The 24,353-nt window shown below is 72.7% G+C and carries 25 protein-coding genes; 20 read left to right on the plus strand and 5 right to left on the minus strand.

The genetic code is table 11. The features are described 5' to 3' along the window. Positions 1-22 precede the first annotated feature (22 nt). From ACFFKU_RS04170 to ACFFKU_RS04180, 3 genes are all read left to right on the plus strand, one after another. A complete protein-coding gene (locus tag ACFFKU_RS04170) occupies positions 23-865 on the plus strand; it encodes a hypothetical protein (protein WP_380135918.1) in 843 nt (280 codons plus the stop codon). Beyond that, positions 862-1,431 carry an anthranilate synthase component II gene (locus ACFFKU_RS04175; RefSeq protein ID WP_380135920.1) on the plus strand — a complete coding sequence of 190 codons (570 nt, stop codon included), beginning with the start codon at positions 862-864 and terminating at the stop codon, positions 1,429-1,431. The genes ACFFKU_RS04170 and ACFFKU_RS04175 overlap by 4 nt, the downstream gene beginning before the upstream one ends. 85 nt (positions 1,432-1,516) lie before the next feature. Then, positions 1,517-3,004: an amino acid permease gene (locus ACFFKU_RS04180; protein ID WP_380135922.1), complete on the plus strand. Its 1,488-nt coding sequence runs from the start codon at positions 1,517-1,519 to the stop codon at positions 3,002-3,004. A gap of 55 nt (positions 3,005-3,059) precedes the next feature. On the opposite strand, the gene ACFFKU_RS04185 is transcribed toward ACFFKU_RS04180, so the two are convergent. Beyond that, positions 3,060-3,662: a hypothetical protein gene (locus ACFFKU_RS04185; protein ID WP_380135923.1), complete on the minus strand. Its 603-nt coding sequence runs from the start codon at positions 3,660-3,662 to the stop codon at positions 3,060-3,062. A 275-nt stretch (positions 3,663-3,937) separates the two neighbouring features. Here ACFFKU_RS04185 and ACFFKU_RS04190 point away from each other — a divergent pair, with 275 nt between their 5' ends. Both ACFFKU_RS04190 and ACFFKU_RS04195 read left to right on the plus strand, forming a co-directional pair. Next, positions 3,938-4,354 (plus strand): hypothetical protein, encoded by a 417-nt coding sequence (locus ACFFKU_RS04190; protein WP_380135925.1) that lies wholly within the window; start codon positions 3,938-3,940, stop codon positions 4,352-4,354. Positions 4,355-4,444: 90 nt separating this feature from the next. After that, the gene (locus ACFFKU_RS04195; protein ID WP_380135926.1) at positions 4,445-5,701 is read left to right on the plus strand and encodes a nucleotide sugar dehydrogenase; all 1,257 of its coding nucleotides are present in this window, start codon (positions 4,445-4,447) and stop codon (positions 5,699-5,701) included. Positions 5,702-5,744: 43 nt separating this feature from the next. Here the strand turns inward: ACFFKU_RS04195 and ACFFKU_RS04200 are convergent, their stop codons facing one another. Beyond that, positions 5,745-6,878 carry a glycosyltransferase gene (locus ACFFKU_RS04200; RefSeq protein WP_380135927.1) on the minus strand — a complete coding sequence of 378 codons (1,134 nt, stop codon included), beginning with the start codon at positions 6,876-6,878 and terminating at the stop codon, positions 5,745-5,747. A gap of 33 nt (positions 6,879-6,911) precedes the next feature. On the opposite strand from ACFFKU_RS04200, the gene ACFFKU_RS04205 reads away from it, so the two are divergent. The 7 genes from ACFFKU_RS04205 to ACFFKU_RS04235 are packed head-to-tail and all read left to right on the plus strand — an operon-like array spanning position 6,912 to position 13,987. After that, positions 6,912-8,072, plus strand: a complete 1,161-nt coding sequence (locus ACFFKU_RS04205; protein WP_380135929.1) for a glycosyltransferase — start codon at positions 6,912-6,914, stop codon at positions 8,070-8,072. Positions 8,073-8,083: 11 nt separating this feature from the next. Beyond that, positions 8,084-9,394, plus strand: coding sequence for a nucleotide sugar dehydrogenase (locus tag ACFFKU_RS04210; protein ID WP_380136121.1), 1,311 nt, complete (start codon positions 8,084-8,086; stop codon positions 9,392-9,394). Continuing rightward, positions 9,391-11,343 carry a DUF6541 family protein gene (locus ACFFKU_RS04215; RefSeq protein WP_380135931.1) on the plus strand — a complete coding sequence of 651 codons (1,953 nt, stop codon included), beginning with the start codon at positions 9,391-9,393 and terminating at the stop codon, positions 11,341-11,343. Before ACFFKU_RS04210 ends, ACFFKU_RS04215 begins: the two co-directional genes overlap by 4 nt. Positions 11,344-11,356: 13 nt before the next feature. Continuing rightward, entirely contained in the window at positions 11,357-12,337 is a 981-nt protein-coding gene (locus tag ACFFKU_RS04220) for a glycosyltransferase family 2 protein (RefSeq protein WP_380135933.1), read from the plus strand. Then, entirely contained in the window at positions 12,337-13,101 is a 765-nt protein-coding gene (locus ACFFKU_RS04225) for a hypothetical protein (protein ID WP_380135935.1), read from the plus strand. Before ACFFKU_RS04220 ends, ACFFKU_RS04225 begins: the two co-directional genes overlap by 1 nt. Beyond that, entirely contained in the window at positions 13,101-13,532 is a 432-nt protein-coding gene (locus tag ACFFKU_RS04230) for a VOC family protein (protein WP_380135937.1), read from the plus strand. The genes ACFFKU_RS04225 and ACFFKU_RS04230 overlap by 1 nt, the downstream gene beginning before the upstream one ends. Next, the gene (locus tag ACFFKU_RS04235) at positions 13,529-13,987 is read left to right on the plus strand and encodes a hypothetical protein (RefSeq protein ID WP_380135939.1); all 459 of its coding nucleotides are present in this window, start codon (positions 13,529-13,531) and stop codon (positions 13,985-13,987) included. Before ACFFKU_RS04230 ends, ACFFKU_RS04235 begins: the two co-directional genes overlap by 4 nt. 108 nt (positions 13,988-14,095) lie before the next feature. Here the strand turns inward: ACFFKU_RS04235 and ACFFKU_RS04240 are convergent, their stop codons facing one another. From ACFFKU_RS04240 to ACFFKU_RS04250, 3 genes are read right to left on the minus strand one after another with little or no spacing between them, the layout of a single operon-like run. Next, complete coding sequence (locus tag ACFFKU_RS04240; protein ID WP_380135941.1) at positions 14,096-14,950, minus strand: sugar phosphate isomerase/epimerase family protein; 855 nt, start codon at positions 14,948-14,950, stop codon at positions 14,096-14,098. After that, the gene (locus ACFFKU_RS04245; RefSeq protein ID WP_380135943.1) at positions 14,947-15,513 is read right to left on the minus strand and encodes a dihydrofolate reductase family protein; all 567 of its coding nucleotides are present in this window, start codon (positions 15,511-15,513) and stop codon (positions 14,947-14,949) included. Before ACFFKU_RS04245 ends, ACFFKU_RS04240 begins: the two co-directional genes overlap by 4 nt. Positions 15,514-15,562: 49 nt before the next feature. Then, complete coding sequence (locus ACFFKU_RS04250; protein WP_380135944.1) at positions 15,563-16,168, minus strand: GNAT family N-acetyltransferase; 606 nt, start codon at positions 16,166-16,168, stop codon at positions 15,563-15,565. Between the two features lie 257 nt (positions 16,169-16,425). On the opposite strand from ACFFKU_RS04250, the gene glf reads away from it, so the two are divergent. Genes glf through ACFFKU_RS04290 form a run of 8 tightly spaced genes read left to right on the plus strand, consistent with a single transcriptional unit; the run spans position 16,426 to position 24,303 of the window. After that, positions 16,426-17,613 (plus strand): UDP-galactopyranose mutase, encoded by a 1,188-nt coding sequence (gene glf, locus ACFFKU_RS04255; RefSeq protein ID WP_380135945.1) that lies wholly within the window; start codon positions 16,426-16,428, stop codon positions 17,611-17,613. After that, a complete protein-coding gene (locus tag ACFFKU_RS04260; RefSeq protein WP_380135947.1) occupies positions 17,610-19,682 on the plus strand; it encodes a glycosyltransferase in 2,073 nt (690 codons plus the stop codon). The genes glf and ACFFKU_RS04260 overlap by 4 nt, the downstream gene beginning before the upstream one ends. 2 nt (positions 19,683-19,684) lie before the next feature. After that, the gene (locus ACFFKU_RS04265) at positions 19,685-20,578 is read left to right on the plus strand and encodes an ABC transporter permease (protein ID WP_380135948.1); all 894 of its coding nucleotides are present in this window, start codon (positions 19,685-19,687) and stop codon (positions 20,576-20,578) included. Between the two features lie 3 nt (positions 20,579-20,581). After that, positions 20,582-21,319: an ABC transporter ATP-binding protein gene (locus tag ACFFKU_RS04270; protein ID WP_380135949.1), complete on the plus strand. Its 738-nt coding sequence runs from the start codon at positions 20,582-20,584 to the stop codon at positions 21,317-21,319. 2 nt (positions 21,320-21,321) lie between these two features. Beyond that, a complete protein-coding gene (locus tag ACFFKU_RS04275) occupies positions 21,322-21,879 on the plus strand; it encodes a phosphatase PAP2 family protein (RefSeq protein ID WP_380135950.1) in 558 nt (185 codons plus the stop codon). Next, the gene (locus tag ACFFKU_RS04280; RefSeq protein WP_380135952.1) at positions 21,876-22,745 is read left to right on the plus strand and encodes a decaprenyl-phosphate phosphoribosyltransferase; all 870 of its coding nucleotides are present in this window, start codon (positions 21,876-21,878) and stop codon (positions 22,743-22,745) included. The genes ACFFKU_RS04275 and ACFFKU_RS04280 overlap by 4 nt, the downstream gene beginning before the upstream one ends. Further along, positions 22,742-23,161 (plus strand): GtrA family protein, encoded by a 420-nt coding sequence (locus ACFFKU_RS04285; protein ID WP_380135953.1) that lies wholly within the window; start codon positions 22,742-22,744, stop codon positions 23,159-23,161. Before ACFFKU_RS04280 ends, ACFFKU_RS04285 begins: the two co-directional genes overlap by 4 nt. After that, positions 23,158-24,303 carry a glycosyltransferase family 87 protein gene (locus ACFFKU_RS04290; RefSeq protein ID WP_380135955.1) on the plus strand — a complete coding sequence of 382 codons (1,146 nt, stop codon included), beginning with the start codon at positions 23,158-23,160 and terminating at the stop codon, positions 24,301-24,303. Before ACFFKU_RS04285 ends, ACFFKU_RS04290 begins: the two co-directional genes overlap by 4 nt. Positions 24,304-24,353 lie beyond the last annotated feature (50 nt).

A 24,353-nucleotide genomic window follows, 5' to 3' on the forward strand; every position in this document is an offset into this window, starting at 1 on the left:
GCATCGGTCGTACATTGCCCTGGTGGACAACGACGCCCGCAGCCTGCACCTGTTCCTCCCCCCGGACTTCTCCCTTCCCACCCGCTCCCGGATCCTCGGCCTGGTCGAGCACGAGCAGCCGGGTGACGTGGTCGTGATCGCCTCCGACGTCACCGCCCGTTCCCGGGTACGGAGGGTCACGTCGGTGCTCACCTCCGCCGACCAGGCCCCACCGGGTTTCCCCGACCCGCACGACGTCGGCGACGGCGGTCCGGCCGCGACCTTCCGCCGGGTCCTCGACGGCTGCGTCCGGCACCTGCGGGAGGGCGGCGCGCACCTCGACCGGATCCGGGTGCGGGAGGCCTGCCCCTGGCCCGGCCCGTGCGCGACGACGGTGGTGCTGCCCCAGCTGCACCCGCTGCTCCAGGTGCGGGCCGACGGCACCGTGCGGGCCTCGGTGACGACCGTCCCCGACGGGTCCGCGGGCCTCGGCGGCGACGCCCGCGCCGATGCCGAGCGCACGATCCTCGTCGACACCCAGCGCAGCGTGCTGGCGCAGGTGTGCGCCTCCGTCCGCACCGAGCGCGAGGTGGGGTCCCGGGGCGAGGACCGGTCGACCACGGCGGGGATCGCCGTGGGACCGACCTCCCCGACGGCACTCTTCACGCGACTCGCGCCGCTGCTGGGGGGCGGTCTCCCGCTGCTGCTCCTGCGCGGTCCGGCCGGTGGGTACGAGGCGTTCGTCGCCCCCACCTGCCTGCGCGGGAGCGGCGGGACCTGGACCCGCGAGTCGTTCCTCACCGTCCTGGCCGACGACTCCGCCGAGGACCGCTGGCGCGCGCGGGGGGCGGCGGTCCCCGCGGCGTGGCTGGAGGGGGCGCGGTGAAGGCGCTGCTGATCGACGGCGGTGACCCTTTCGTCCACACCATCCGGGCCGAGGTCACGGCCCTGGGCATCTCCTCGGTGGTCTGCCCGCCGGCGGCGGCGGCCGAGCGCGTGCCGGCCGAGGTGCCCGACGCCGTCGTGCTCGGCCCGGGGCCGGGCCGACCGCGCGACGCCGCCCACCTGCGGGTGCTCGCGGCGCTGACCGGGTCCGTCCCGATCCTCGGGGTGTGCCTGGGGCACCAGGCCATCGGACTCGCCTTCGGTGCCCGGATCGCGCGGGCCCTGCGTCCCCTGCAGGGACGGTCCAGTCGGATCGAGCACGACGGCCGGGGCGTGTTCGTCCGGGCGCCCGCCGACCAGCTCGTCGCCCGCTACCACGCCTTCGTGGTGGACGAGGAGGGTCTGCCCCCCGAGCTGGAGGTCTCGGCCCGTTCGGTCGACGACGGGCACGTCATGGCCATGCGCCACCGCCGCCTCCCCATCGAGTCGGTGCAGTTCCATCCCGAGAGCATCGCCACGCAGGGCGGGACGTCGCTGCTGGCGTCCTTCTTCGACACGTACTGCTGAGCGGGCCCGGTGGGCGATCATCGGTAACACCCGTGTGGGAACCTCCCGGTCAGCAGGTCCGCGCAACCAGGAAGAGAGTGACTCCATGTCAGGTGAAAATCCGGGGGGCGGATCGGCTCCGCTCGCCCAGCGCGACTTCTCCCACGAGGACGGCGGGCTCCACAAGGGGCTGAAGAACCGTCAGCTCCAGATGATCGCCATCGGCGGGGCGATCGGTACCGGCCTCTTCCTCGGGGCGGGCGGCCGGTTGGCCAACGCCGGTCCCGGTCTGTTCATCGTCTACGGCATCTGCGGCTTCTTCGTCTTCCTGATCCTGCGCGCCCTGGGGGAACTCGTCCTCCACCGCCCCTCGTCCGGTTCTTTCGTCTCCTACGCCCGGGAGTTCTACGGGGAGAAGTTCGCCTTCGTCGCCGGGTGGATGTACTGGTTCAACTGGGCCATGACGGCCATCGTCGACATCACGGCGATCGCGCTCTACCTGCACTACTGGAGCGCGTTCAGCTCGGCCCCGCAGTGGCTGCTCGCGCTGATCGCCCTGGTCGTGGTGCTGGGTCTGAACCTCGTCTCGGTCAAGATCTTCGGCGAGATGGAGTTCTGGTTCGCGCTCATCAAGGTCGTCGCGCTCACCGCCTTCCTGGTCATCGGCATCGTGTTCCTCGCCGGGCGCTTCCCGGTCGACGGGCAGACGACGGGGCTGAGCGTCATCAGCAACAACGGCGGCTGGTTCCCGACCGGGGCCGTCCCGCTCGTGGTGGTCATCTCCGGGGTCGTCTTCGCCTACGCCGCCGTGGAACTCGTCGGTACCGCGGCGGGGGAGACCGAGAACCCCGAGAAGATCATGCCGCGCGCCATCAACACGGTGATCATCCGCATCGTCGTGTTCTACTGCGGCTCGCTGATCCTCCTCGCGCTGCTGCTGCCCTACACCGCCTACAGCAAGGACGAGAGCCCCTTCGTCACCTTCTTCAGCAAGCTCGGGGTCCCCGGGGCGGGTGACGTCATGAACTTCGTCGTCCTCACCTCGGCGCTGTCCAGCCTCAACGCCGGTCTGTACTCGACCGGCCGCATCGTCCGGTCGATGGCCATGAACGGGTCCGCCCCGAAGTTCACGGCCAAGCTGAACAAGGGCGGGGTCCCCTTCGGCGGCATCGCCATCACGGGGGTGGTCGCGGTCCTCGGGGTCGTGCTGAACTACGTCGCCCCGGGCCGCGCCTTCGAGATCGTGCTGAACGCGTCCGCGCTCGGCATCATCGCGAGCTGGGGCACGATCGTGCTCTGCCAGATGCGGCTGTACAAGTGGTCGAAGAAGGGGATCGTCGAGCGGCCGCACTACCGCTTGTTCGGCGCCCCGTTCACCGGTTACCTCGTCCTGGCCTTCCTCGCCGCGGTCCTCGTGATCATGGCCTACGACCCGGACAGCCGCCCGACCGTCATCGCCCTGGTCGTGATCATCCCGCTGCTCGTGCTCGGCTGGTTCTCGGTGCGCAAGCGGGTCATGGCCGCGGCCGAGGAACGGCAGGGCTACACCGGGGAGTTCCCGGTGAAGTACCAGACCCGTCCCCGTCAGGACTGAGCGTCACCCCCGCCCCCGGACCGTCACGGTCAGGGGGTGCGCGGGTGACGTCTCCTCAGGAACGCGAGGCTTGCACCCGCACCCGGACGTCCACCATCCCGGAGAAGTCCTCGAGGGTCGACCCAGGCTCCCGCCAGGTCACCGGGGCCGCGAACCATGCCTCGCCGGCGTCGGGGGACTCCAGGGTGAAGTACCACCCCTGCCAGCCCCCGCAGGACGCATTCTCCGGGCAGGGCAACAGGAAGGGGTCGTTCGGGTAGATGCGGCCGCGCCCGATCTGCAGGCGCTGTTCCTGAACCTCGACCGACGAGGGGACGAGCCTTGCTCCCGAGACGGTTCCGAGGTCCACGGCGACGCTCAGGGTGCCGCACGCGGACAGGACCGCGTCCAGCCGGGGACCCGGCGGACCGGGGTCGGGCGGGTCCAGGAACGGCCTCAGCAGTTCGATCCCCGGCAGCGGCCCCGCACCGGTCCCACCGGCCCACGTGGCGGTGACGGACACGTCCCAGGATCCACCGGCGTCGCAGTCCCCGAGCTCCACCCCCCGGGGCAGCGGCTCCCCCCAGGGGGCCCATACCACGACCACCACGACCAGGGCCAGTACGAGGCCCACCGGGGCGAGGCTGCGCCGGAGTCGGTCCTTCGTCCGAGAGTTCACGACCGACCTCCGCCTCTCGTCGGGTCCGCTGAGCGGTGCGTTCCTCCGGTGATGGGACGCGCCTCGGTGCCGCCCCGTTCCGCGCCTCGGCCTACAAGTGCCGAGGAGCGCCAGCAGGGGGAAACGTCACCAGCGCTGCGTTCATCTTTCGACACGCCTCAGGAAGGGTCTCCTCGGACGGCGTGTCGCAAGATGACGGCAGCACCCCTGACGTCGAGCCCGAGGAACGCGGGCGCACGACCCTGGCGCCCCGGCATTCCGGACGAGGTGTCGGGGTGTTCACTCGGCCTGTGACCATGCAGACGCGCGCGGCCGGGGCGGGCCTCGTCCTGCTCTCCCTCCTCCTGCCGGGGTGCGCCGCGGACGACCCGCCGCCGCCCCAGACGACCGTCGCCGTGTGCCTGGGGACCGCGCTCGGTGACCTGGGTGAGCGTGACGTCGTCTTCAGCTTCGAGCAGGACGGCGAGCAGGTCACCCGGGTCACCGGACCGGCGACCATGAGCTTCTCGGTCGGTGTCCCGGCGGGGAAGGTCACGACGGTCCGGGCCGACGGCGACGTGTTCGGTCAGGTCGGGGTGGACACCCCTGAGGGGCGTGACCTGGCCGAGGACGACGTCGGTCTGCCGGCGGACGGGTACGCCCTGTCGGGTCCGGGCTGTCCCGATCCGATCGGAGCGGCGGGCGAGGGCTGAGGAGGCGGTTCCGCCTCGGCCCGGCGCGGGGGAGAGGGCTCTCGGAGGCCGCGTGGAACACTGGCCCGCGGTCCAGGAGCAGGGGGAGTCGTGAAGCTTGTCGTCATCGGGCTCGGCTACGTCGGGTTGCCGCTCGCGCTGGAGGCGACCCGGGCGGGCCTGACGGTCACCGGGTTGGACACCTCCGAGGCGCGGGTGGCGGCGCTGGCCGCCGGTTCCTCGCACGTCGACGACATCTCCGACGCCGAGCTGGCCGCCGCCGTCGCCGACGGGTTCGCCGCGACGACCGACCCGACGGTCCTGGCCGGGGCCGACGTCGCCGTGATCTGCGTGCCCACCCCGTTGCGGGACGGGCAGCCCGACCTCTCGGCGGTCGAGGCGGCGACCGCGGCCGTGGCCGCGCACCTGCACGCCGGGATGCTCGTCGTGCTGGAGTCGACCACCTACCCGGGCACCACCGAGGACGTCGTGCGGCCGGCCCTGGAGGCCGGGGGGCTGCGGGCCGGGACCGACTTCTCGCTCGCCTTCTCCCCGGAGCGCATCGACCCGGGCAACGCCCACTTCACGCTGCGGAACACCCCGAAGGTCGTCGGGGGCGTCACCCCGGACTGCACCGAGAGGGCGGCCGCGTTCTACGGGCAGGTCGTCGACATCGTCGTGCGGGTCAAGTCCTCCCGCGAGGCGGAGATGGCCAAGCTCCTCGAGAACACCTACCGGCACATCAACATCGCCCTGGTCAACGAGATGGCGGTGTTCTGCCACGAACTGGGCGTGGACCTGTGGGAGTCCATCGACGCGGCCCGGACCAAACCCTTCGGTTTCCAGGCGTTCTCCCCGGGCCCGGGGGTGGGCGGGCACTGCATCCCCATCGACCCGAGCTACCTCTCCTACGCGGTGCGCAACACCGGGCGGGAGTTCCGGTTCGTGGAGCTGGCGCAGTCCATCAACGACGGGATGCCCCAGCACGTGGTGGACCGGACCGCGGAACTCCTCACCCGCCACGGGAAGGAGCTCGCCGGGGCGCGGGTCCTGCTGCTCGGGGTGACCTACAAGGCGGGGGTCGCCGACATGCGCGAGACGCCCGCGACCGACGTCGAGCGCCGCTTCACCCGGCAGGGGGCCCGGGTCTCCTACCACGACCCCCTGGTGCCGGCGTGGTCCGTGGACGGTGTCGCCGTCCCGCGGGTCGAGGACCTCGCCGAGGCGCTGGCCGGGTGCGACGTCGCGGTCCTGCTCACCGCGCACGCCGAGTACGACCCCGAGACGGTGGTCTCGCGGGCGCCGTTGCTGTTCGACTCCCGCGGGCACACCCGGGCGCTGGTCCGGGAGACCGTCGAACAACTCTGACGGGTCGACCCCGGGGGACGGGCCCCCGGTTCAGCGCGACGGTTCAGCGCGACGGGACGGCCCGGGCCCCCCGGGCCCACGACTCCAGCGCGTCCACGAACTCCGCGCCCTGCCGGTTCCAGTCGTGCCGGGCCAGGGCCGCGGTGTGGCCGGCGACCCGCATCGCCTGCCGGCGGTCGGGATCGTCGCGCAACTGCAGCAACGTGTCCAGGATCCCGTCGACGTCCCCGAAATCCACGACCACGCCGCACCCGGTCCCGCGCACGAGGTCGACCGAGGCGGGGTTGGGTGTGCTGACGACCGGGACCCCGTGGGCCATGTACTCCAACGCCTTGCTGGCCTGGGAGTGCTTGTAGTTGTCGTGGTCGTGCAGCAGGACCAGCCCGGCCAGCGACCCGTGCAGGCGGCTCAGGGCCTCGGCGTTGGGGACGAAACCGCGGTAGTCGAGGCGGGGGTCGGTGATGGCCCGCAGCTCGGCGTCCAGGTCGGGACGGGCGTTGCCGATGAGTTCCAGCACCATGCCGTCGGGCCCCTGGGGCAACCGGTCCACCAGGGCGACCATCTCGTCGAAGCCCCGGGCCCGGGTGATGGCACCGACGTAGATCACCCGCCACGGCTCCCCCGGGAGACGGGGTTCCTCGGGCGGCAGGTCGGCCGGGACGCGGGGGGAGTTCGGGACGACCGGGTGCCGGCGGCGGAACCGGTCGGCGTAGGCGTACTCGGCCAGGGTCAGGTGCAACCTCTTCTCGGTGAGGTGCTCGATCGCCGTCGCGACCCGCGCCGCGGGGACCTTCACCGGGCCGGGGACCCAGTCGACCATCTCGAACTGGGCCGGCACGTCCTCGTGCACGTCCCACACCACGGCGGGGGCGTTCCTCCCCGTCGCGATCGCGTGCAGCAGCGGCAGCAGTTCGGGGTCGTGGCCGATGACGACGTCGTGCTGCGGGGCGAGCCGGCGCACGATCCGGGCGGCCGCGGCGAGCGGGCCGACCCGGTGCCGGCCGACCGAGCGGGGGACGTCGACGGCGTGCACGTCGGCCGGGACCTGCGCGCCGAACGTCGACCAGGGCGCGACGTAGGTGACCTCGTGGCCGGCGTGCAGGATCGCCCGGATCTGCCGGTTGTGGATCCGCGCGTCGAGCGGGGGGTGGGCGACCGTCACGACCAGGACCTTCACACCGGCCACGGTAGAGGGCGGTAGCGTCGCGCCGTGCCTCCCGCCCGCCCTGCGCGTGTTGTCGTCGCGTCCCGGATCTTCGCCCCGGAACCGGCGGCCGCGGCCTACCGCCTCCGGGCGCTGGCCGACGGGCTGAGCCGGGTCGGGGCCCGGGTCCGCGTCCTGACCTCGCGGGTCCCGGGAGACCGCGCGACCACGGCCGGGGTGTCCCGCTGGCCCGTGCTGCGCGACGCCTCGGGCGCGGTGCGCGGGTACCTTCCGTACGCGAGTTTCGACCTGCCGCTGATCGGGCGGCTGCTGACCGGGCCCCGGCCCGACGTCGTCGTGGTCGAACCTCCCCCGACCACGGGCGTCGCGGTCGCCCTCGCCTGCGCCCTGCGCCGCCTGCCCTACGTCTACTACGCCGCCGACCTGCTCTCGGCCGCGGCCGAGGGTTCCGGGGTGAACCCGGCGGTGGTGCGCGCCCTGACGACCGTGGAGGGCGCGGTCCTGCGGCGGGCCGAGCACGTCCTCACCGTCTCGGCCGGTGTCGCCGACCGCATCCACGCGTTCGGGGTCGAGCCGGACCGGGTGACCGTGGTCGGCTCCGGGGTCGACACCGGCAGCTTCTCCCCGGGTCCGGCGCCGCAGGGCTCCGACCTGGTCTACGCCGGGACGATGAGCGAGGTCCACGGGGCCGGGGTCTTCGTGGAGGCCTTCGCCCGCATCGCGGCCGAGCACCCCGAGGCCCGGCTGGTCATGTTCGGGGGTGGGGTCGATCGAGAGCGGATGATCGCCCGCGCCGCCGAGCTCGTGCCGGGTCGTGTCGACTTCCCCGGGGTCGTGCCCGCCGCCCGGGTGGCCGAGGCGTTCCGTACCGCGCGGGCCGGACTGGCCTCGCTGCGGCCCGGGGGTGGCTACGAGTTCGCGTTCGTGACCAAGGTCTTCGCGGCCACCGCGTGCGGGGCGCCCGTCGTCTACGCCGGCCCCGGACCGTGCGCGGACCTGGTGCGCGACAACGACCTCGGCTGGGCCGTGCCCCACGACGTCGACGTGGTCGCGCAGGCCATGGGTGCGGCGCTCGGGGCCCGCGACACCGACGAGGACCGGGCCCGGCGGGCCGCGTGGACGCGCCGCGAGGCCTCCTTGGACGCGGTGGCCGCCCGGGCCACGGCTACCGTTCTGGACGTGGTGGAGAGCGCAGGCCGGTCGTGACCGTCGTCCCCGTGAACGTCGTCGTCGTCGGGCTCGGCAAGATCGGGCTGCCCCTGGCCGTCGAGTACGCCCGCAACGGCGCGAGCGTCGTGGGCGCCGACATCGACCCCCGGCTCGTCGCGACGATCAACGCCGGTCGCGCGCCGTGGGACGAGGAGGCGCACCTCGCGGAGCACCTGGCCGCGACCGTCGCCGACGGTCGGCTGCGGGCGTCCACCGACACGACCGCCGCGGTGGCCGGGGCCGACGTGGTGGTCGTCGTCGTCCCGTTGATCGTCGACGAGCAGGCCCGGCCCGAGTTCTCCGCGATCGACGCCGCCGCCCGCGCGGTCGCCGCGGGTCTGCGGCCCGGCACCTGCGTGATCTTCGAGACCACCCTGCCGATCGGGACGACCCGGGAACGGTTGCTGCCGCTGCTGACCGAGGGCAGCGGGCTCGCGCCGGGGGAGTTCGGGCTTGCGTTCAGCCCCGAGCGCGTCCTCACCGGTCGGGTGTTCGCCGACCTTCGGCGCTACCCGAAACTCGTCGGCGGGGTGGACGAGGCCAGCGCCGCCGCGGCCACGACGTTCTACGAGACCGTGCTCCGCTTCGACCCGCGCCCGGACCTGCCCCGGGAGAACGGGGTCTGGGACCTCGGTTCGGCCGACGCGGCCGAGTTCGCCAAGCTCGCCGAGACCACCTACCGCGACGTCAACATCGCGCTGGCCAACCAGTTCGCGCTGTTCGCCGACCGGCGCGGGATCGACTTCTCCGCCGTCGCCCAGGCCTGCAACTCCCAGCCCTACAGCCACCTGCACCGGCCCGGGGTCGCGGTCGGGGGGCACTGCATCCCGGTCTACCCGCAGCTGTACCTGCACTCCGACCCCGACGCCGACGTGGTCCGGACCGCCCGGGCGGCGAACCAGCGGATGCCCGCGGCCACGGTCGACCTGCTGGCCGCCGCGTTCGCCACCGCCGGGCGGGAGCTCTCCGGCGCGCGGGTGGTCGTGCTCGGTGCCGCCTACCGGGGCGGGGTGAAGGAGACCGCGTTCTCCGGGGTGTTCCCGCTGGTCCGGGACCTGGCCGCGCGCGGGGCCGTGCCCCTCGTGCACGACCCCCTCTACTCCGACGCCGAGCTCGCCGAGCGCGGGCTGGACCCGTTCCACCTCGGTGAACCCGCCGACGGGGCGATCGTCCAGGCCGACCACGCCGGCTACGCCGAGCTCGGGCCCGACGACCTGCCCGGTGCGCTGGCCGTCGTCGACGGTCGCGGGACCACCTCGGCGGAGCAGTTCCCCGGACTGCGTCACGTCGTCCTGGGCCGAGGGCGCCCGACCCCGTGACCTGGCCCGAGCTGCTCCCGCTGCTCGTCGCGACGACCGCACTCGTCACGGCGCCGGGACTGCTCGTCGGGTTCGCCCTGCGCCTGCGGGGGATCTGGCTGCTCGGATTCGCCCCGTTGCTCAGCGTCGCCGTCGTGGGGGGCGCCTCGGTGCTCGCCCCGCTCGCCGGGCTCCGCTGGGGGTGGACCACGCTGGCGCTGGCGACCGCCGTGGCCGCGCTGGTGGCGTTCGTGCCCGGTTGGCTGGTCGAGCTCGTCACCCGGCGCCGGGAACGCCGCACCCGGCCCGTCCTCGACCACGGCGGGGTCGCAGCGCTGCTGGCCGGGACGGGGATCGCGGCCGTCCTGGCGTTCGTGACCGTCCGGCTGGCCCTGGGCCGACCGGACATGGTCCCGCAGGGTTTCGACACGATCTTCCACCTGAACGCGGTGCGCTTCGTGCTCGACACCGGCGACGCCTCGCCCACCGCCGTCGCCCGGCTGAACTCCCCGGGCGGGACCAACTTCTACCCGGCCGCCTGGCACGCGCTGGCGGCGCTGCTGGCGGAGGTGCCGCTCCCGGTCGGACCGGCGAGCTCCCCGCTGCTGGCCGGCAACGCGCTGCTCGTGGTCGTCCCCGCGGTCGTCTGGTCGCTGTCGGCGGCGGTGCTGGTCCGGGCCGTGGTCGGGGCCCGTCCCCTCGCCGTCTTCGCGGCCGCCGTGCTGGGGCAGGGGTTCGTCGCCTTCCCCTGGTACGTGGACCGGGGCGGGCTCTGGCCGTTCGTCCTCGGCACCGCACTGATCCCGGCGACGGTGGCGGCGGTCGTCGTGACCACCGCCCGGGGCGTGGGGGTCGCCGACCGGGTCCGGGCCGGTCTGGTCGCGGTCGCCGGGGCGGGGGCGACCGCGACCGCCCACCCGAGCGCGTTCGTCGTCACCGTGCTGCTCGTCGTCCTGCTGCTCGTGGTGACCGTTCTGCCGCGGGCGCTGCTGCCGTGGCGCGGGGTCCGCGACCAGTGGGTGGTGCTCGGCCTCGCCGTCCTCGGCTCGGGCCTCGCGGTCGGGGTCGGGGTCGTCCTGTGGCCGAGCCTGGCCGGGGTGCGGGCCGGGCAGTGGCCGGTCGACCGCAGCGTCCCCGTCGCCGTGGGGGAGGCGTTGCTGGGCGCCCCCGCCGGAGCCGGGGCGAGCTGGGTCGTCGCGGGGCTCGTCCTGGTCGGTCTCGTCCGCGCGGCGCTGGTACCCGCCTGGCGCTGGGTGGCGGCAGGGCACCTCGTCCTGTGCACCCTCGACGTCCTCGCCGCCAGCGTCGACGCCCCGTGGAAACCGCTGGTCACGGGCGTCTGGTACAACGACCGCGGTCGGCTGGCGGCCAGCGAACCGGTCACCGGGGTGGTGCTCGCCGTCCTCGCGGTGCTCTGGATCGCGGCCGCGCTGCACCGCCGCCGGAGCGTTCGCGCCACCGCCGGGATCGTCGCGGTGGGCCTCGTCCTCACGACCGTCCCGCAGGTGCGCGGCAACGCCGAGCAGGTGGCCAAGACGTCGGTCGAGGCCGCCGAGGCGCCCGGGTACTCGCTGGTGAGCGAGGCCGAGCAGCGTTTCCTCACCGACCTCGACCGGTACGTGCCCGAGGGGGAGGTCGTCGCCGGCACGCCGTGGGACGGGTCGTCGCTGGCCTACGCCCTGAGCGGGGTCGAGGTGCTGTTCCCGCACCTGCGCGGGAACTGGACCCCCGACGCCGTCCTCCTCGCCGACCGCCTGCAGGACGCCGCGGCCGACCCCGAGGTGTGCGCGGCGCTGGAGCGCGAGCGGGTCCGCTACGTCATCGACGACGGCGAGCTGTGGGACCCGCCCGGCCTCGTGCCGGCCGGCTACACCGCGTTCCGGCTCTTCCAGGGGCGACCCGGGTTCACCGAGGTCGCCTCCGGGGGCGGGGTCACGTTGTACCGGATCACGGCCTGCTCGCTGGGCTAGGCTCGGCGACGCCATGACGCCCACCACCGCGCCCCTGCTGCCGCCGCAGAAGCCCTTCGACCCGCGGACCGCGACGATCGCGATCGTCACGTTCAACCGTTCGGGTCTGCTGTCGAAGCTGCTCGACAGCGTCCTGGAGATGGAGCCGCGCCCGGGGCACGTCCTGGTGGTCGACAACGCCTCCACCGACGACACCACCGAGGTCGTCGAGGGGTACCGCGAGCGGTTCGGCGACGAGCTGGTCTACCGCCGGATGGAGACCAACACGGGCGGGGCCGGCGGGTTCTCCGAGGGGATGCGCCTGGCCTACGAGCTGGGGTCGGAGTGGATCTGGCTCATGGACGACGACGTCGAGGTGATCCCCGACGGCCTGGCCCGGATGGGTCGCTGGGGCGAGCGGTTCGCCAGCGTCCAGGGCCGTCGCTACGACTTCGACGGTTCGGAGTTCTACTGGCAGTACCGGCTCTCGATCCCGCTGGGCATCCCGATCCCCTTCGCGCCCGCGGGTTTCGACGACTCCGGCTACCGCGAGATGAACTCGGGCTGCTTCGAGGGGATGTTCATCCACCGCAGCGTGGTCGAACGCATCGGGCTGCCCGACCCGCGGTTCTTCATCTACTGGGACGACTCCGTCTACGGCTGGCTGGCCTCGCGGCTGACCCGCTCGGTGATCGTGAACGAGTTCGTGCTCAAGCGGACCCGGGAGATCAAGCAGTGGGACATGGGCACCCGGCACCTCAACGCCAGTTCCGACCGGTACCGCTACTACATCATGCGCAACCGCGGGATCATGCAGCAGTACTTCCGGGCGCACGGCGCGTACCGGCCGGCCTTGTTCGCCGTCGGGACCGCGGCCACGTTCGCCAAGGAGATCATCCGGCTGACCGCCGTCGAGCGGACCGTGCGCGGCACCTCGCACCTGTTCCGGGGGTGGCGCGACGGGCTGAAGATCGCCCGCGACCGGTCCTTCCAGACGATGCCCCCCCTCGTCTGATGGCCATCCCGATCGGCATCAGCCACGGCGACAGCAGCCCGCTCGGGCACAGCTACGCCGCCGTGCTGGTCCGCGTCGAGGACGGCGCGCCCGACCGCGGCCCGGTCCTCGACCGGCTGCGGGCGCTGAGGTTCACCGGCTGGGTCACCGGACCGCACGAGGGGTGGCTCGTCGTCGTCTGCGGGAGCCCGGGCACCGTCGCGACCGGTCGGCGGGGGGTGCTCGGGGTCGGCGAGGCGCTCGCGGCCGGCACCGGGTCCTCGGCGCTGGCCCTGCTGGTCCGCAACGACCGTCAGCTCCTGCTCGTCGGGTGGGACCACGGCCGGGAGGTCGGCCGCTACCTCAGCGATCCTTCCTTCGGGCTCGGGCGGGACACCGACGTGCTCAGCGACTCGATCGGGGTCGAGCACGCCGAGGAGTTCGCCGCGCTGGCCGGCCGCCCCGGGGCCGCCGACGACCTCGCCGAGCTGCTGGCCGAGGAGATCGACGCGGACGAGACCATCGAGTCCGAACGCCTCGACGGCATCGCCGGGCTGCTCGGTCTGCCCCGGTGGTTGCCCTCGGTCTCGGCGTTGCCCCGGGAACTGCCGGTCGGCCCCGCCCGCGGGGAGTTCGTGCGCCTCGGCGGCGGCCGCACCGGACCGTTGGCCGGGCCGTGGGGAACGCTCCTCGACGTCGTCCGGAAGCGGCGGCACCCGCCCGCGGCCGTGACCGACCCGCCGCGCGGGTCGGGGCCGGGCGAGTTCGAGGCCTGGATGCTCTGATGGGGCTCCCGCGGCTGGTCAACACCGTTCTCGACGGCACCGACATCCGTCGGCTCGCCGAGTTCTACCGGGAACTCCTGGGGTTGACCTACCGCCCCGGGGACGAACCCCCGACGGACGGCGACGAACGACCCGAGTGGCTGGTCCTGTGCACCGGCGAGGGGGAGCGGTTGCTGGCCTTCCAACGGGTCGACGAACTGCCCCGGACCACCTGGCCCTCGGTCGAGGTGCCCATGCAGCTGCACCTGTGCTTCATCGTGGATGACGCCGACGACCTCGACGCCCAGTGCGACCGGGCCCGCGACCTCGGTGCGGAACTCCTGCTGTACCGGACCGACGACCCGGAGGAGATCCTCTACGTCCTGGCCGACCCGGCCGGGCACCCGTTCTGCCTGTACTCCCACCCTCGTGCGGCCATGACGGGCGGATGAGCCGCGTCGGCGACCCGGCGCCGGAGGCGCCCGGCCCCCGCCCGCTGACCGAGCGCGAGCGGGCGACGCTGGTCTGGATGATCGACAACGGGGTCGCCTTCTCCGACGAGGACGAGCCCGTCACGTCCGACGACCGTCGGCGCTGGCGGGCGCAGGTACCCGGGACGAGAGTGGGCCGGGGTTGCGGGTGCGGGGCGTGCCCGAGCATCGACCTCACCGACGCGGACGGCGTCATCCCGGGCTGGGAGGAAAGCCGGATCGTCCTCAGCGGGGAGACCGACGGCGCGATGCTGCTGCTGTTCGTCGACGACGACCGGTTGAGCTACCTCGAACTGGCCCCGCTCGACGACGACGCCCGGTTCGCGGAGTTCCCCCCGGAGGAGGAGCTGACGCGTCTCGACCCACCCCCGTCGACGCCCTCCTCCACCGGAGGTGAGGGACCCGCCGAGGCGTAGCAGGAGCCTGCAGCCACTCCCCGACCCGCCGCGGCGAGAACCTCGACCAACGGCGTGTCGCGGCCCGCCTGCAGGCTCCTGCTACGCCCTGAGGAGCGGCGCGGTGCGTCAGGGGCGGGCGGCGTCGGCGAAGCAGCGGAGCGCGCTGCGGCGGGCCCGGTCGAGCCCGGTGGCGAGGTCGAGGGCCCGGTGCTCGTCGGAGAGGATCTCGACGCCCCAGGGGCCGGTGTACCCCAGGTCGGTGAGGGTCCGGATGAAGCCGGTGACGTCCTGGACACCCTCACCGCAGTACCGGCGCCGGTCGCGGGTGTCCTCGAAGAGGGTGCCGACCGGGTCGGCGTCGGCGTCGTCCAGCTCCACCTGGGCGATCTGGTCGAGGGTGACGGAGGCGGCGAGCTCCTCGAGCGTGGTGCCGGCCCGGAACACGTGCCAGAAGTCGACGGCGAGACCGGCGGCGGGGTGGTCGACCCGGCGGAGCAGGTCGGCGGCGGCGGGGACCGACCCCACCATCGAGAACGGCAGCGGTTCCAAGGCCAGCCGCACCCCGTGGTCGGCGGCCTCGATCGCCAGTTGCCGCAACGGTTCCACCAGGGGAGTGAGGTCGGACCAGGGGGTCGCGAACGCGGTCCCGACCTTGAGGACCGGCGAGGCGAACGCGTCGGCGGCTTCCAGCAGCAGCGACCACCGGGGGCGCCAGTGTTCGTCGTCCCGCCACCAGTCGGAGATCAGCTCGACCTCGACGTGGCGGAGACCGCGGGCGCGGGCGTGCTCGGCGACCGGGGCGAAACCCGTCGTCGCCCGCATGGCGGCGAGGTCCGCGTGGGCGAACCCGAGCCCGGCCCACCCGCCGTCGGCGACCGCGTCGATCCGGGCGCCCGGGGTGTGCGGGGACACCTCGGAGGCGTCGAGCGGACGGACGGTCCCGGCCGTCGTCCAGCAGGTGGCGACGAGCTCGGGGGTCATCGCACCACGTCGTAGACGAGCTTGGTGATGCCGTTGCCGTAGGTCTCGGACTCCAGCACGCGCAGGGCCTGCTTGTCCTTGTCCGCGGCGGAGAACAGTCGCCTGCCCGCCCCGAGCAGGACGGGGAACAGCAGCAGGTGGTAGCGGTCGACCAGCCCGGCGTCGGCGAGCGCCGCGCCGAGGGTCGCGCTGCCGTGCACGATGATCGGGCCGCCCTCGGTCCGCTTGAGCTCGGCCACGTCCTCGACCGAGCGCAGGACGGTGGCGGGCCAGCGCTCGTCGTCGGACTCCAGCCTGGTCGAGACCACGTAGCGGGGCATCGCGTTGTACCGGGGGAAGACGTCGGTCATCGACGGCCACACCGGGGCGAACGCCTCGTAGCTGACCCGACCGAGCAGCAGGGCCCCCGCCTCCTCCTGCTCACGGCCCTTGAGCTCGTAGGCGGCCGGGTCGAACTCGATGTCCTGGAAGGTCCAGCCGCTGTTGCGGTAGCCGGGCTCCCCGCCGGGCGCCTCCATGACGCCGTCGAGGGACATGAACGCGGTGATGACGAGAGGGCGCACGGGGTACTCCAGCGGGTCGGTGGGCGGGTCTCGGAACGGCAGACCCCGGTCAGGGGCCGGACTCATCGGTGGCGGGCGGGAGTGACCATTCCGTGGCGAGCAGGGCGTAGCCGACCCCGTCGACCCAGCCGTGGTCCCGGTGCAACGACTCCGCGACGGTGTGCGACTCCAGGCGGAGCCCGAGCCGGTCCATGAGCCGCCGGGAGCGCAGGTTGTCGGCGAAGGCGTGGGCCACGATCCGGCGCAGCCCGAGCCGGGTGAAGCAGCACGTGATGACCGCGCGCAGGGCCTCCTCGGCGTAACCGTGCCCGGTGGCGGCCGGGTCGAGGACCCAGCCGAGCTCGGCCTGGGTGCCGCGGGCGTCGGCGACGACCTCGCGCTGACCCCAGCCGTCGCCGATCTTGAGCATGAGGTCGCCGACGAGGTCTCCGTCGCGCCGGACCACCAGGCCGGTGCCGAGGCGCGAGGAGAAGATCTCGTGGAAGTCGGCCCGGTCGACGGGGTGCAGGCCCAGCCACTCCCCGACGTCGTCGCGGCGGCGGTAGGCCCAGACCTCGTCCTCGTCGGCGGGGGTGGCCCGGGCGACCGTCAGGCGGGGGGTCCGCAGCGGCCAGGGCACCCGGTCCAGCGGGTCGGGGGGCGCGGCGGAGGGCACGGGGGGAGCCTGCCATGCGTGACGGGGGTCACGGGAGGGCGCCCGGACGGGGCCGCGGGGGTGTCCGCGCCGGGGGGCGCTCGTCGAGGACCGGTGAAGGTGGCGGGGGCCCGGGGCGGGGAAGCGTGGCGAGCGGCCTCGCGGCGGGTGGCTGCGGCTACCCTGACGGGCACCATGCCTATGCCTGAGCTGTCCCCGAGTGGAATGCCCCGACGCGAGACGCCGCGTCCGGGGCGCGGTGCCGAAGGAGGCGCGCGGTGAACGTCGACCTCGTCGTCGTGGGGTCCGGTTTCTTCGGCCTCACCGTCGCCCGGCAGTGCGCCGAGGACCTGGGCAAGAAGGTCCTGGTCATCGACCGGCGCCACCACATCGGGGGCAACGCCTACTCCGAGGCGGAGCCCGAGACCGGCATCGAGGTGCACCGCTACGGCGCGCACCTCTTCCACACCTCCAACGAGCGGGTGTGGGAGTACTGCAACCGGTACACGAAGTTCACCGACTACGTGCACCGGGTGTTCTCCATCTACCAGGGTGAAGTCTTCCCCCTGCCGGTGAGCCTGGCGACGATCAACCAGTACTTCCGCAAGGCCCTGTCGCCGACCGAGGCCCGGGCCCTGGTGGCCGAGCAGGCCGGCGAGATCGACACCGCGACCGCGGAGAACTTCGAGGACAAGGCGATCTCGCTGATCGGCCGCCCCCTCTACGAGGCGTTCTTCCGGGGGTACACGGCCAAGCAGTGGCAGACCGACCCGCGCGAGCTGCCCGGGGCGACGGTCACCCGGCTGCCCGTCCGCTACACCTACGACAACCGCTACTTCAACGACACCTACGAGGGTCTGCCTGTCGACGGGTACACCGCGTGGCTGGAGCGGTTGGCGGACCACCCGAACATCGAGGTCCGCCTCGAGACGGACTTCTTCGACGCCTCCCAGGAGGTCTCGAAGACGAACGTGCTCGGCAACGTGCCGGTCATCTACACCGGGCCGGTCGACACCTACTTCGACAACGCCGAGGGCGAACTGTCCTGGCGCACGCTCGACTTCGAGCAGGAGGTCCTGCCGGTCGGGGACTTCCAGGGCACCTCGGTCATGAACTACGCCGAGGAGGGGGTGCCCTACACCCGGATCCACGAGTTCCGGCACTTCCACCCCGAGCGGGACTACCCGAACGACAAGACCGTGATCATGCGCGAGTTCTCGCGCTTCGCGACGTCGGGCGACGAGCCGTACTACCCGGTCAACACCGCCGAGGACCGCCGCAAGCTGCTGGCCTACCGCGACCTGGCCAAGCAGGAGAAGGGCGTCCTGTTCGGCGGGCGGCTGGGGACGTACAAGTACCTCGACATGCACATGGCGATCGGGGCGGCGCTGTCGATGGTCGACAACAAGCTGACCCCGCACTTCCGCGACGGGGCCGCGTTCACCAGCGGGGGGGTGGAGGCGTGAGCACCGTGATGACCGAACTCCCCACGGCGACGTGGCGGACGGTCGCCCGGGTGGTCCTGCCCCTGGACTCCGGTTCCGACGACCTGCCGCTGTACGTCGACTACGACCACACCGTCAGCAGCGGGGGCGACTCCGCGGGCCGCGCCGGTCAGGACGCCGACAAGCAGGCCGAGGCCTCGGCGAGCGCGCAGCAGACCTTCTCGGTGCACCAGGAGGGTCGCGCCGAGAACATCGTCGGGCGCAGCGGGCTGAAGGTCGACGCGCACTCCCGGGTCTCCTTCGGGACCTACTTCAACGCGTTCCCGGCCAGCTACTGGCGGCGCTGGACCACGGCCACCGCGGTCCGCCTGCAGGTCGAGCTGGACGCCCCGGGCACCGTGACCGTCTACAAGTCCAACGCCCGCGGTCTGCGCCAGCGCGTGGTCTCCCGTCAGGTCACCCCCGGGCAGCCGTTCTCGGTCGAGCTGTCGCTGGCGAGCTTCGGCGACGGTGGCTGGTACTGGTTCGACCTGTCCGCGGGGGCCGAGGAGGCCTCGCTGCGCCAGGCGTTCTGGCAGGTCACCGACGGTGCGGGGGCGGACGCGGAGTCGCTCTCGGCGCCCGAACCCGCGACCCTCTCCATCGCGGTCACCACCTTCAACCGGCCGGACTACTGCCTGGCGCTGCTGAAGGCGTTGAGCGAGGCCGACGGGGTCCGCGCGGTCCTCGACGAGGTCCTGATCATGGACCAGGGCACCCAGCTCGTCGCCGACCAGCCCGGTTTCGACGAGGTCGCCCGCGCGCTCGGGCCGCAGCTGCGGATCGTCCGCCAGGGCAACCTGGGCGGCTCCGGCGGGTTCTCCCGCGGGATGCGCGAGACGCTGGCCGCGGGGCGCAGCGACTACGTGCTGCTCCTGGACGACGACATCATCGTCGAGCCCGAGGGGATCCTGCGGGCCCTGCAGTTCGCGCAGAGCTGCCGCCGCCCGACGATCGTCGGCGGGCACATGTTCGACATGTTCGACCGTTCGGTCCTGCACTCCTTCGGGGAGCGGATCGACAAGTACCGGTTCTTCTGGGGGTCGGTCTCCGGGGTGCGCGAGCGCCACGACCTGGCCGCGCAGAACCTGCGGGCGACGCCGTACATGCACAAGCGGGTGGACGTCGACTACAACGGCTGGTGGATGTGCCTCATCCCCATCGAGATCGTCCGCGAGATCGGGTTGTCGCTGCCGGTCTTCATCAAGTGGGATGACGCCGAGTACGGGTTGCGCGCCGCCGAGGCCGGCTACCCGACGGTGAGCCTGCCCGGCGCGGCCGTGTGGCACGTGTCCTGGCTGGACAAGGACGACGGCACCGACTGGCAGGCCTATTTCCACGAGCGCAACCGGCTCGTGGCGGCGTTGCTGCACTCGCCCTACGACAAGGGCGGGCGGATCTTCGCCGAGAGCGTCAGCACCGACCTCAAGCACCTCATCTCCATGCAGTACTCCACCGAGGAGCTGCGGTTGATGGCGCTGCGGGACGTGCTCTCCGGCCCGGAGCACCTGCTGCGGGTGCTGCCGACCCGGACCGCCGACGTGCGCGCGGCCCGCAAGGAGTTCCCCGACGCCCAGGTGTCCACCGACGTCGAGGCCTTCCCGACGCCCCGCCTGCGCAAGCCGCCCAAGCGGGGCAAGGAACCGTCGGCCCCCCGCTACGCGGTGCTGCCGCTGTGGGCCGCGGCCACCGTCCTTCGGCACCTGCGCGAACCCTCCCCGGAGTCGCGCGTGCGTCCCGAGCAGCACGTCGCGGCGATGGACTCCCGCTGGTGGCGGTTGGCGAACTACGACTCCGCGGTCGTCTCGACGGCCGACGGCACCGCGGCCAGCTGGTACCGGCGCGACCCGAAGGTGTTCCGGGACCTGGCCCGGCGCAGCGCCGCCGCCCACCGCGAACTGTTCGTGCGCTGGGACGACCTGGCCTACCGCTACCGGCAGGCGCTGACGGAGTTCACCTCGCCCGAGGCCTGGGACACGGTGTTCGCCGAGCAGACGCACTCGATCACCCGTCCGGGGGTCGAGCCGGCGACGGCGGGAACGGAGCGCTGAGCGTGAGCGCGTCCACCCCCGCCACCCCGACCGCCGGCGGAGCGGACCTCGACGGTTTCGTCGTGCCCGGCCGCGGCCGGGGGCTGCTCGACGTCCTGCACCGCCGATACCTGCTGAAGCTGCTGGTCCGCAAGGAGCTGCGGGTCCGCTACCAGGGCTCGTTCCTCGGGCTGCTGTGGAGCTACGTCAAACCGGCGGTCCAGTTCGCGGTCTTCTACTTCGCCCTCGGGGTCTTCCTCGGGCAGAACGACGCGATCCCGTTCTACGCGGTGTACCTGTTCAGCGGGATCGTGGTCATCAACTTCTTCTCGGAGACGTTCGGCAACGCCACCCGCTCGGTGGTCCACAACGCGCCGCTGGTGAAGAAGATCTACCTGCCGCGCGAGCTGTTCCCGGTGTCCAGCATGTGGGTCGCCATGGTCCACTTCGTGCCCCAGATGGTCATCCTGCTGATCGGGGCGATCGCGGTGGGCTGGGTGCCGACGGTCACGCAGCTCCTCGGCGGGGTCCTCGGCCTGCTGACCATTGCGGCGCTGTCCATCGGGCTGGGGCTGTTCTTCGGCTCGATCAACGTCCTGTTCCGGGACTTCGAGAACATCGTCGACCTGATGCTGCTGGTCGTGACCTGGACCTCGCCGGTGCTCTACACCTGGAACTTGGTCTACGAGAAGGTCCCCGGCTGGCTCTGGGAGATCTACCAGCTGAATCCCGTGACCGCGGCCGTCGAGCTGTTCCACTACGCGTTCTGGTTCGGTGCGACCGACGGTCGGGCCGACCGGTTGCCGCCGAACCTCCTCTTCCACGGTCTGCTCGCGCTGGTCGTCTCGCTGGTCATCCTGGCGATCGGCCAGTTCACCTTCCGGCGGCTCGAGGGCCGCTTCGCCCAGGAGCTCTGAGCCATGACCAGCAGCACCACCGGGACCCGCTCGACCATCCGGGTCGAGGGCGTGAGCAAGCAGTTCCACCTCCGCCACAACCGCTCCCTGAAGCAGCTCGCCATCGCCGCCTTCCGCGGCAAGGACCTGGGCAACACGTTCGACGCGCTCGACCACGTCGACCTCACCGTGCACGAGGGGGAGGCGGTCGCCCTGCTGGGACTGAACGGGTCGGGCAAGTCGACCCTGCTCAAGCTCATCAGCGGGGTGATGAGCCCGGACTCCGGTCAGGTGCTCGTCCGGGGGAGGATCGCCGGGCTGATCGAGGTCGGCGCGGGCTTCCACCCCGACCTGACCGGGCGGGAGAACGTCTTCCTCAACGGCGCGATCCTGGGGATGGACGAGGCCACGATCAAGCGGCGTTTCGACGAGATCGTCGCGTTCAGCGAGATCGAGCAGTTCATCGACACCGAGGTGAAGTTCTACTCCTCGGGGATGTTCCTGCGGCTGGCCTTCTCGGTCGCCGTGCACACCGACCCGGAGATCTTCCTCATCGACGAGATCCTCGCGGTCGGGGACGCCCCCTTCCAGCAGAAGTGCCTGGGCCGGATCCGGGAGCTGCGGGCCGAGGGCAAGACCCTCGTCATCGTCAGCCACGACCTGGACATGATCGAGAAGCTGTGCGACCGCGGGGTCGTGCTGGAACGCGGCAGGATGATCGCCGACGAGGACATCTCCTCGGCCGTGGGACGACTGAGGTGAGCGTGCAGAACCCGACGACCGGGACGACCGACGACCACGTGGTGGACGTGCCCGTCCTGACCAGTGAACTGAAGATCATGGTGGCGGTGCAGCAGAAGCTCTCCGCCCCCGCGGTCGTGCGCACGGCGCAGCTGATGAGCCACGCCGGCGAGCACGCCGCGGTGTGGATCGTCGGCGGGGCCGTGGGCGCGCTCGTCGACCGGCCGCGCCGGCGTGAGTGGATCGAGGCGACCGCCGCGGTCGTCGCGGCCCACGGTTCCTCGGTCGTGCTGAAGCGGTTCACCCGCCGCCGCCGCCCGAACCACCCCGACGTCCTCGTGCACGCCGGGACCCCGAGCAAGCTCAGCCTGCCGAGCTCCCACGCGACGTCGACGACGGCCGCCGTGGTCGCCTTCGGGCGGCTCGTGGGGCGCGGGAAGCTGGCCCCGCTGGTCCCGGCCATGGCGCTGTCGCGGATCGTCGTCGGCGTCCACTACCCGACCGACGTGCTCGCTGGTTCGGTGCTGGGCGCCACGGTCGCGGGGGTCGCGCCGCGCGTGCTGCGGAGGTCGGGCCGGTGAACGCGGTCACCGGCCTCGTCCGCACCGCGCGGCCGAGGCAGTGGGTCAAGAACGTCCTCGTCGTGGCCCCGCTGCTGCCGGCGGGTGCGGCCCAGCTCGACGCCGACGCCTTCCTCGGCACGGCGGTGGCGTTCGTCCTGTTCTGCGTCATCGCCTCGGCCGTCTACCTGGTCAACGACGCGAAGGACGTCGAGGCCGACCGGGCCCACCCGAAGAAGCGGTTCCGGCCGATCGCCTCCGGGGCGGTCTCGGCGACGACGGCCTACGCCGTCGCCGTCGTCCTGTTCGTCCTCGGCCTGGCCGGAGCGTTCTGGTGGTCGGTCGACCTCGGCGCGGTCATGGCCGTCTACGCGGTCATCCAGCTCGCCTACTGCTTCGGCATGAAGCACGAGCCGGTCATCGAACTGGCCAGCGTCGCCTCGGGGTTCCTGCTGCGCGCGCTGGCCGGGGGCATCGCCGCCGGCATCCCGCTGTCGCAGTGGTTCCTGCTGACCACCGCGTTCGGTTCGCTGTTCATGGCCTCCGGGAAGCGCTACGCCGAGGCCCGGCAGGGCGAGGAGACCGGGCGGGCGGTCCGCAAGGTGGTCACGAAGTACACCCAGACCTACCTGCGCTTCGTCTGGACCCTCTCGGCCACGGTCGTCGTCACCGCGTACTCGTTGTGGGCGTTCCTGCAGCTGTCCGAGGTGAGCTTCCGGTACTCGGTGCTCTCCGTCGTCCCGTTCGTGCTGGCGATCCTGCGCTACGCCGTCGACGTCGACAAGGGTCAGGCCGAGGAACCCGAGGAACTCGCCCTGCACGACAAGACCCTGCTCGCGCTGGCCCTGATCTGGGTCGTCGTGCTGCTGCTGGCGGTCTACGCGTGAGGGACCTGCTCGGCCACCACCGCGTCCGCGAGGTCGGTCGGTTCCTCGTCACCGGGGGCCTGGCCTACCTGGCCGACGTGGCCGTCTTCAACCTGCTGCTGCTGGTCTTCGACGTGCCCTCGCTGTGGGCCAAGGTCGTCTCCAGCATCATCGCGATCGCGGTGGCCTTCGTCGGGTCGCGCTACTACACGTGGGCCGACCGCCGTTCGGCGCACCCGGGGCGGGAGTACGCGATGTTCCTCCTGCTCAGCGTCATCGCGGCGCTGCTGCAGATCGGCTGCCTGTGGTTCTCCCGGCACGTGCTGGGCCTGACCTCGCCGCTGGCCGACAACATCTCCTCCAACATCGTGGGGATGGCGATCGCCACCATCTTCCGCTTCCTCACCTTCCGCTCGCTGGTCTTCCCCGCCCGGTGAACCCCGGGGTGCGGCGGCTGCTGCCGTGGCTGCCGCTGGCGCTCGCGCTCGTGTGGTCGGCAGTCGTCCTGGCCACCGGGGTCACCACCCAGTCCTGGCAGCCCGGCTACGACCTGAGCGTCTACCGGCACGGAGCCGAGGACCTGCTGGCCGGCCGCGACCTCTACGAGCGGGTCACCGACCGCGGGCACTACTTCGTCTACCCGCCGCTGGCCGCCGTCCTGTTCGTGCCGCTGCTGCTGCTGCCGACCGCGGGGCCGGGTGCGGTCGGGGTGGACCTCGTGGTGTGGGACGTCCTGCTGGTGGTGGCCCTGGTCCTGGGCGGGGGGCGGCTGCTGCGCGGGGCCGGGGTGCCCGCCCGGCTGGTCCCGACCGCGCTGGCCCTGGTCGTCGTGTCCGACCCGTTCCGGGAGGCGCTCGTCCTGGGGCAGGTGTCCCCGCTGGTCGTGCTCGCCCTGGTCGGCGGGGTCGTGCTGGCCGCCCGCTCGCCGTGGGGTGGGGCGGTCCTGGCCGGGCTCGCCGGAGCGGTCAAGGTCACCCCGGCCCTCGTCGTCGCCCTCGGGGTGCACCGTCGGTGGCGGCGGTTCGCCCTGCTCACCGTCGGCGTCGGACTCGTCCTGACCCTGCTGGGAGCGCTCGCCTCCCCGCCCGCGTGGTCGGCGTACTTCGGCGGGCTGCTGTGGGACTCCTCGCGCGTCGCGGCCCCGGGCACGACCTCGAACAACTCCCTGGCCGGCGGGTTCGCCCACCTCGGGGTGCCCGACGGCGCGGCCACCGCCCTCGGCGCGGTCGGGACGCTGGTGCTGCTGGTCTGGTTCCTGCGCCGGGCTGGTTCCGTCGGCGCGTTCGAGGCGGGGCTCGCGGTGAGCCTGCTGACCTGCCTGGGCAGCCCGGTCACCTGGTCCCACCACGCCCTCGCGGCGCCGCTGGCCGCGGTGTGGTGGCTCTCGACCCGGGAGGTCCGCGACGGTTCCCGGGGGGCGGTGGTCCTCGCGGCCGTCGTGCTGCTGGTCTGGATCCTGCCGGTGCTGCAGTGGGGGAGCGTCCTCGGTGGCACGGCCGGGGGGGTGCTGGCGGCGACGCGACCGCTGTCGGTGGTGTTCCTCGTGCTGCTGTGCGGGGGGCGCTCGGTCCGACGGTGAGAGCCAGGAGAGCAGCAGCGGTTGCTCGCAAGCCGAGTCAGGACCAGCCG

It is taken from the genome of Kineococcus gynurae, from assembly GCF_042433995.1.
Classification (GTDB): domain Bacteria; phylum Actinomycetota; class Actinomycetes; order Actinomycetales; family Kineococcaceae; genus Kineococcus; species Kineococcus gynurae.

Bases quoted from the DNA above. Each gene is read 5' to 3' on its own strand.
- ACFFKU_RS04240 (WP_380135941.1), bottom strand. From the start codon at position 14,950: ATGACCCCCGAGCTCGTCGCCACCTGCTGGACGACGGCCGGGACCGTC.
- ACFFKU_RS04230 (WP_380135937.1), top strand. From the start codon at position 13,101: ATGGGGCTCCCGCGGCTGGTCAACACCGTTCTCGACGGCACCGACATC.
- ACFFKU_RS04235 (WP_380135939.1), top strand. From the start codon at position 13,529: ATGAGCCGCGTCGGCGACCCGGCGCCGGAGGCGCCCGGCCCCCGCCCG.
- ACFFKU_RS04220 (WP_380135933.1), top strand. From the start codon at position 11,357: ATGACGCCCACCACCGCGCCCCTGCTGCCGCCGCAGAAGCCCTTCGAC.
- ACFFKU_RS04180 (WP_380135922.1), top strand. From the start codon at position 1,517: ATGTCAGGTGAAAATCCGGGGGGCGGATCGGCTCCGCTCGCCCAGCGC.
- ACFFKU_RS04270 (WP_380135949.1), top strand. From the start codon at position 20,582: ATGACCAGCAGCACCACCGGGACCCGCTCGACCATCCGGGTCGAGGGC.
- ACFFKU_RS04225 (WP_380135935.1), top strand. From the start codon at position 12,337: ATGGCCATCCCGATCGGCATCAGCCACGGCGACAGCAGCCCGCTCGGG.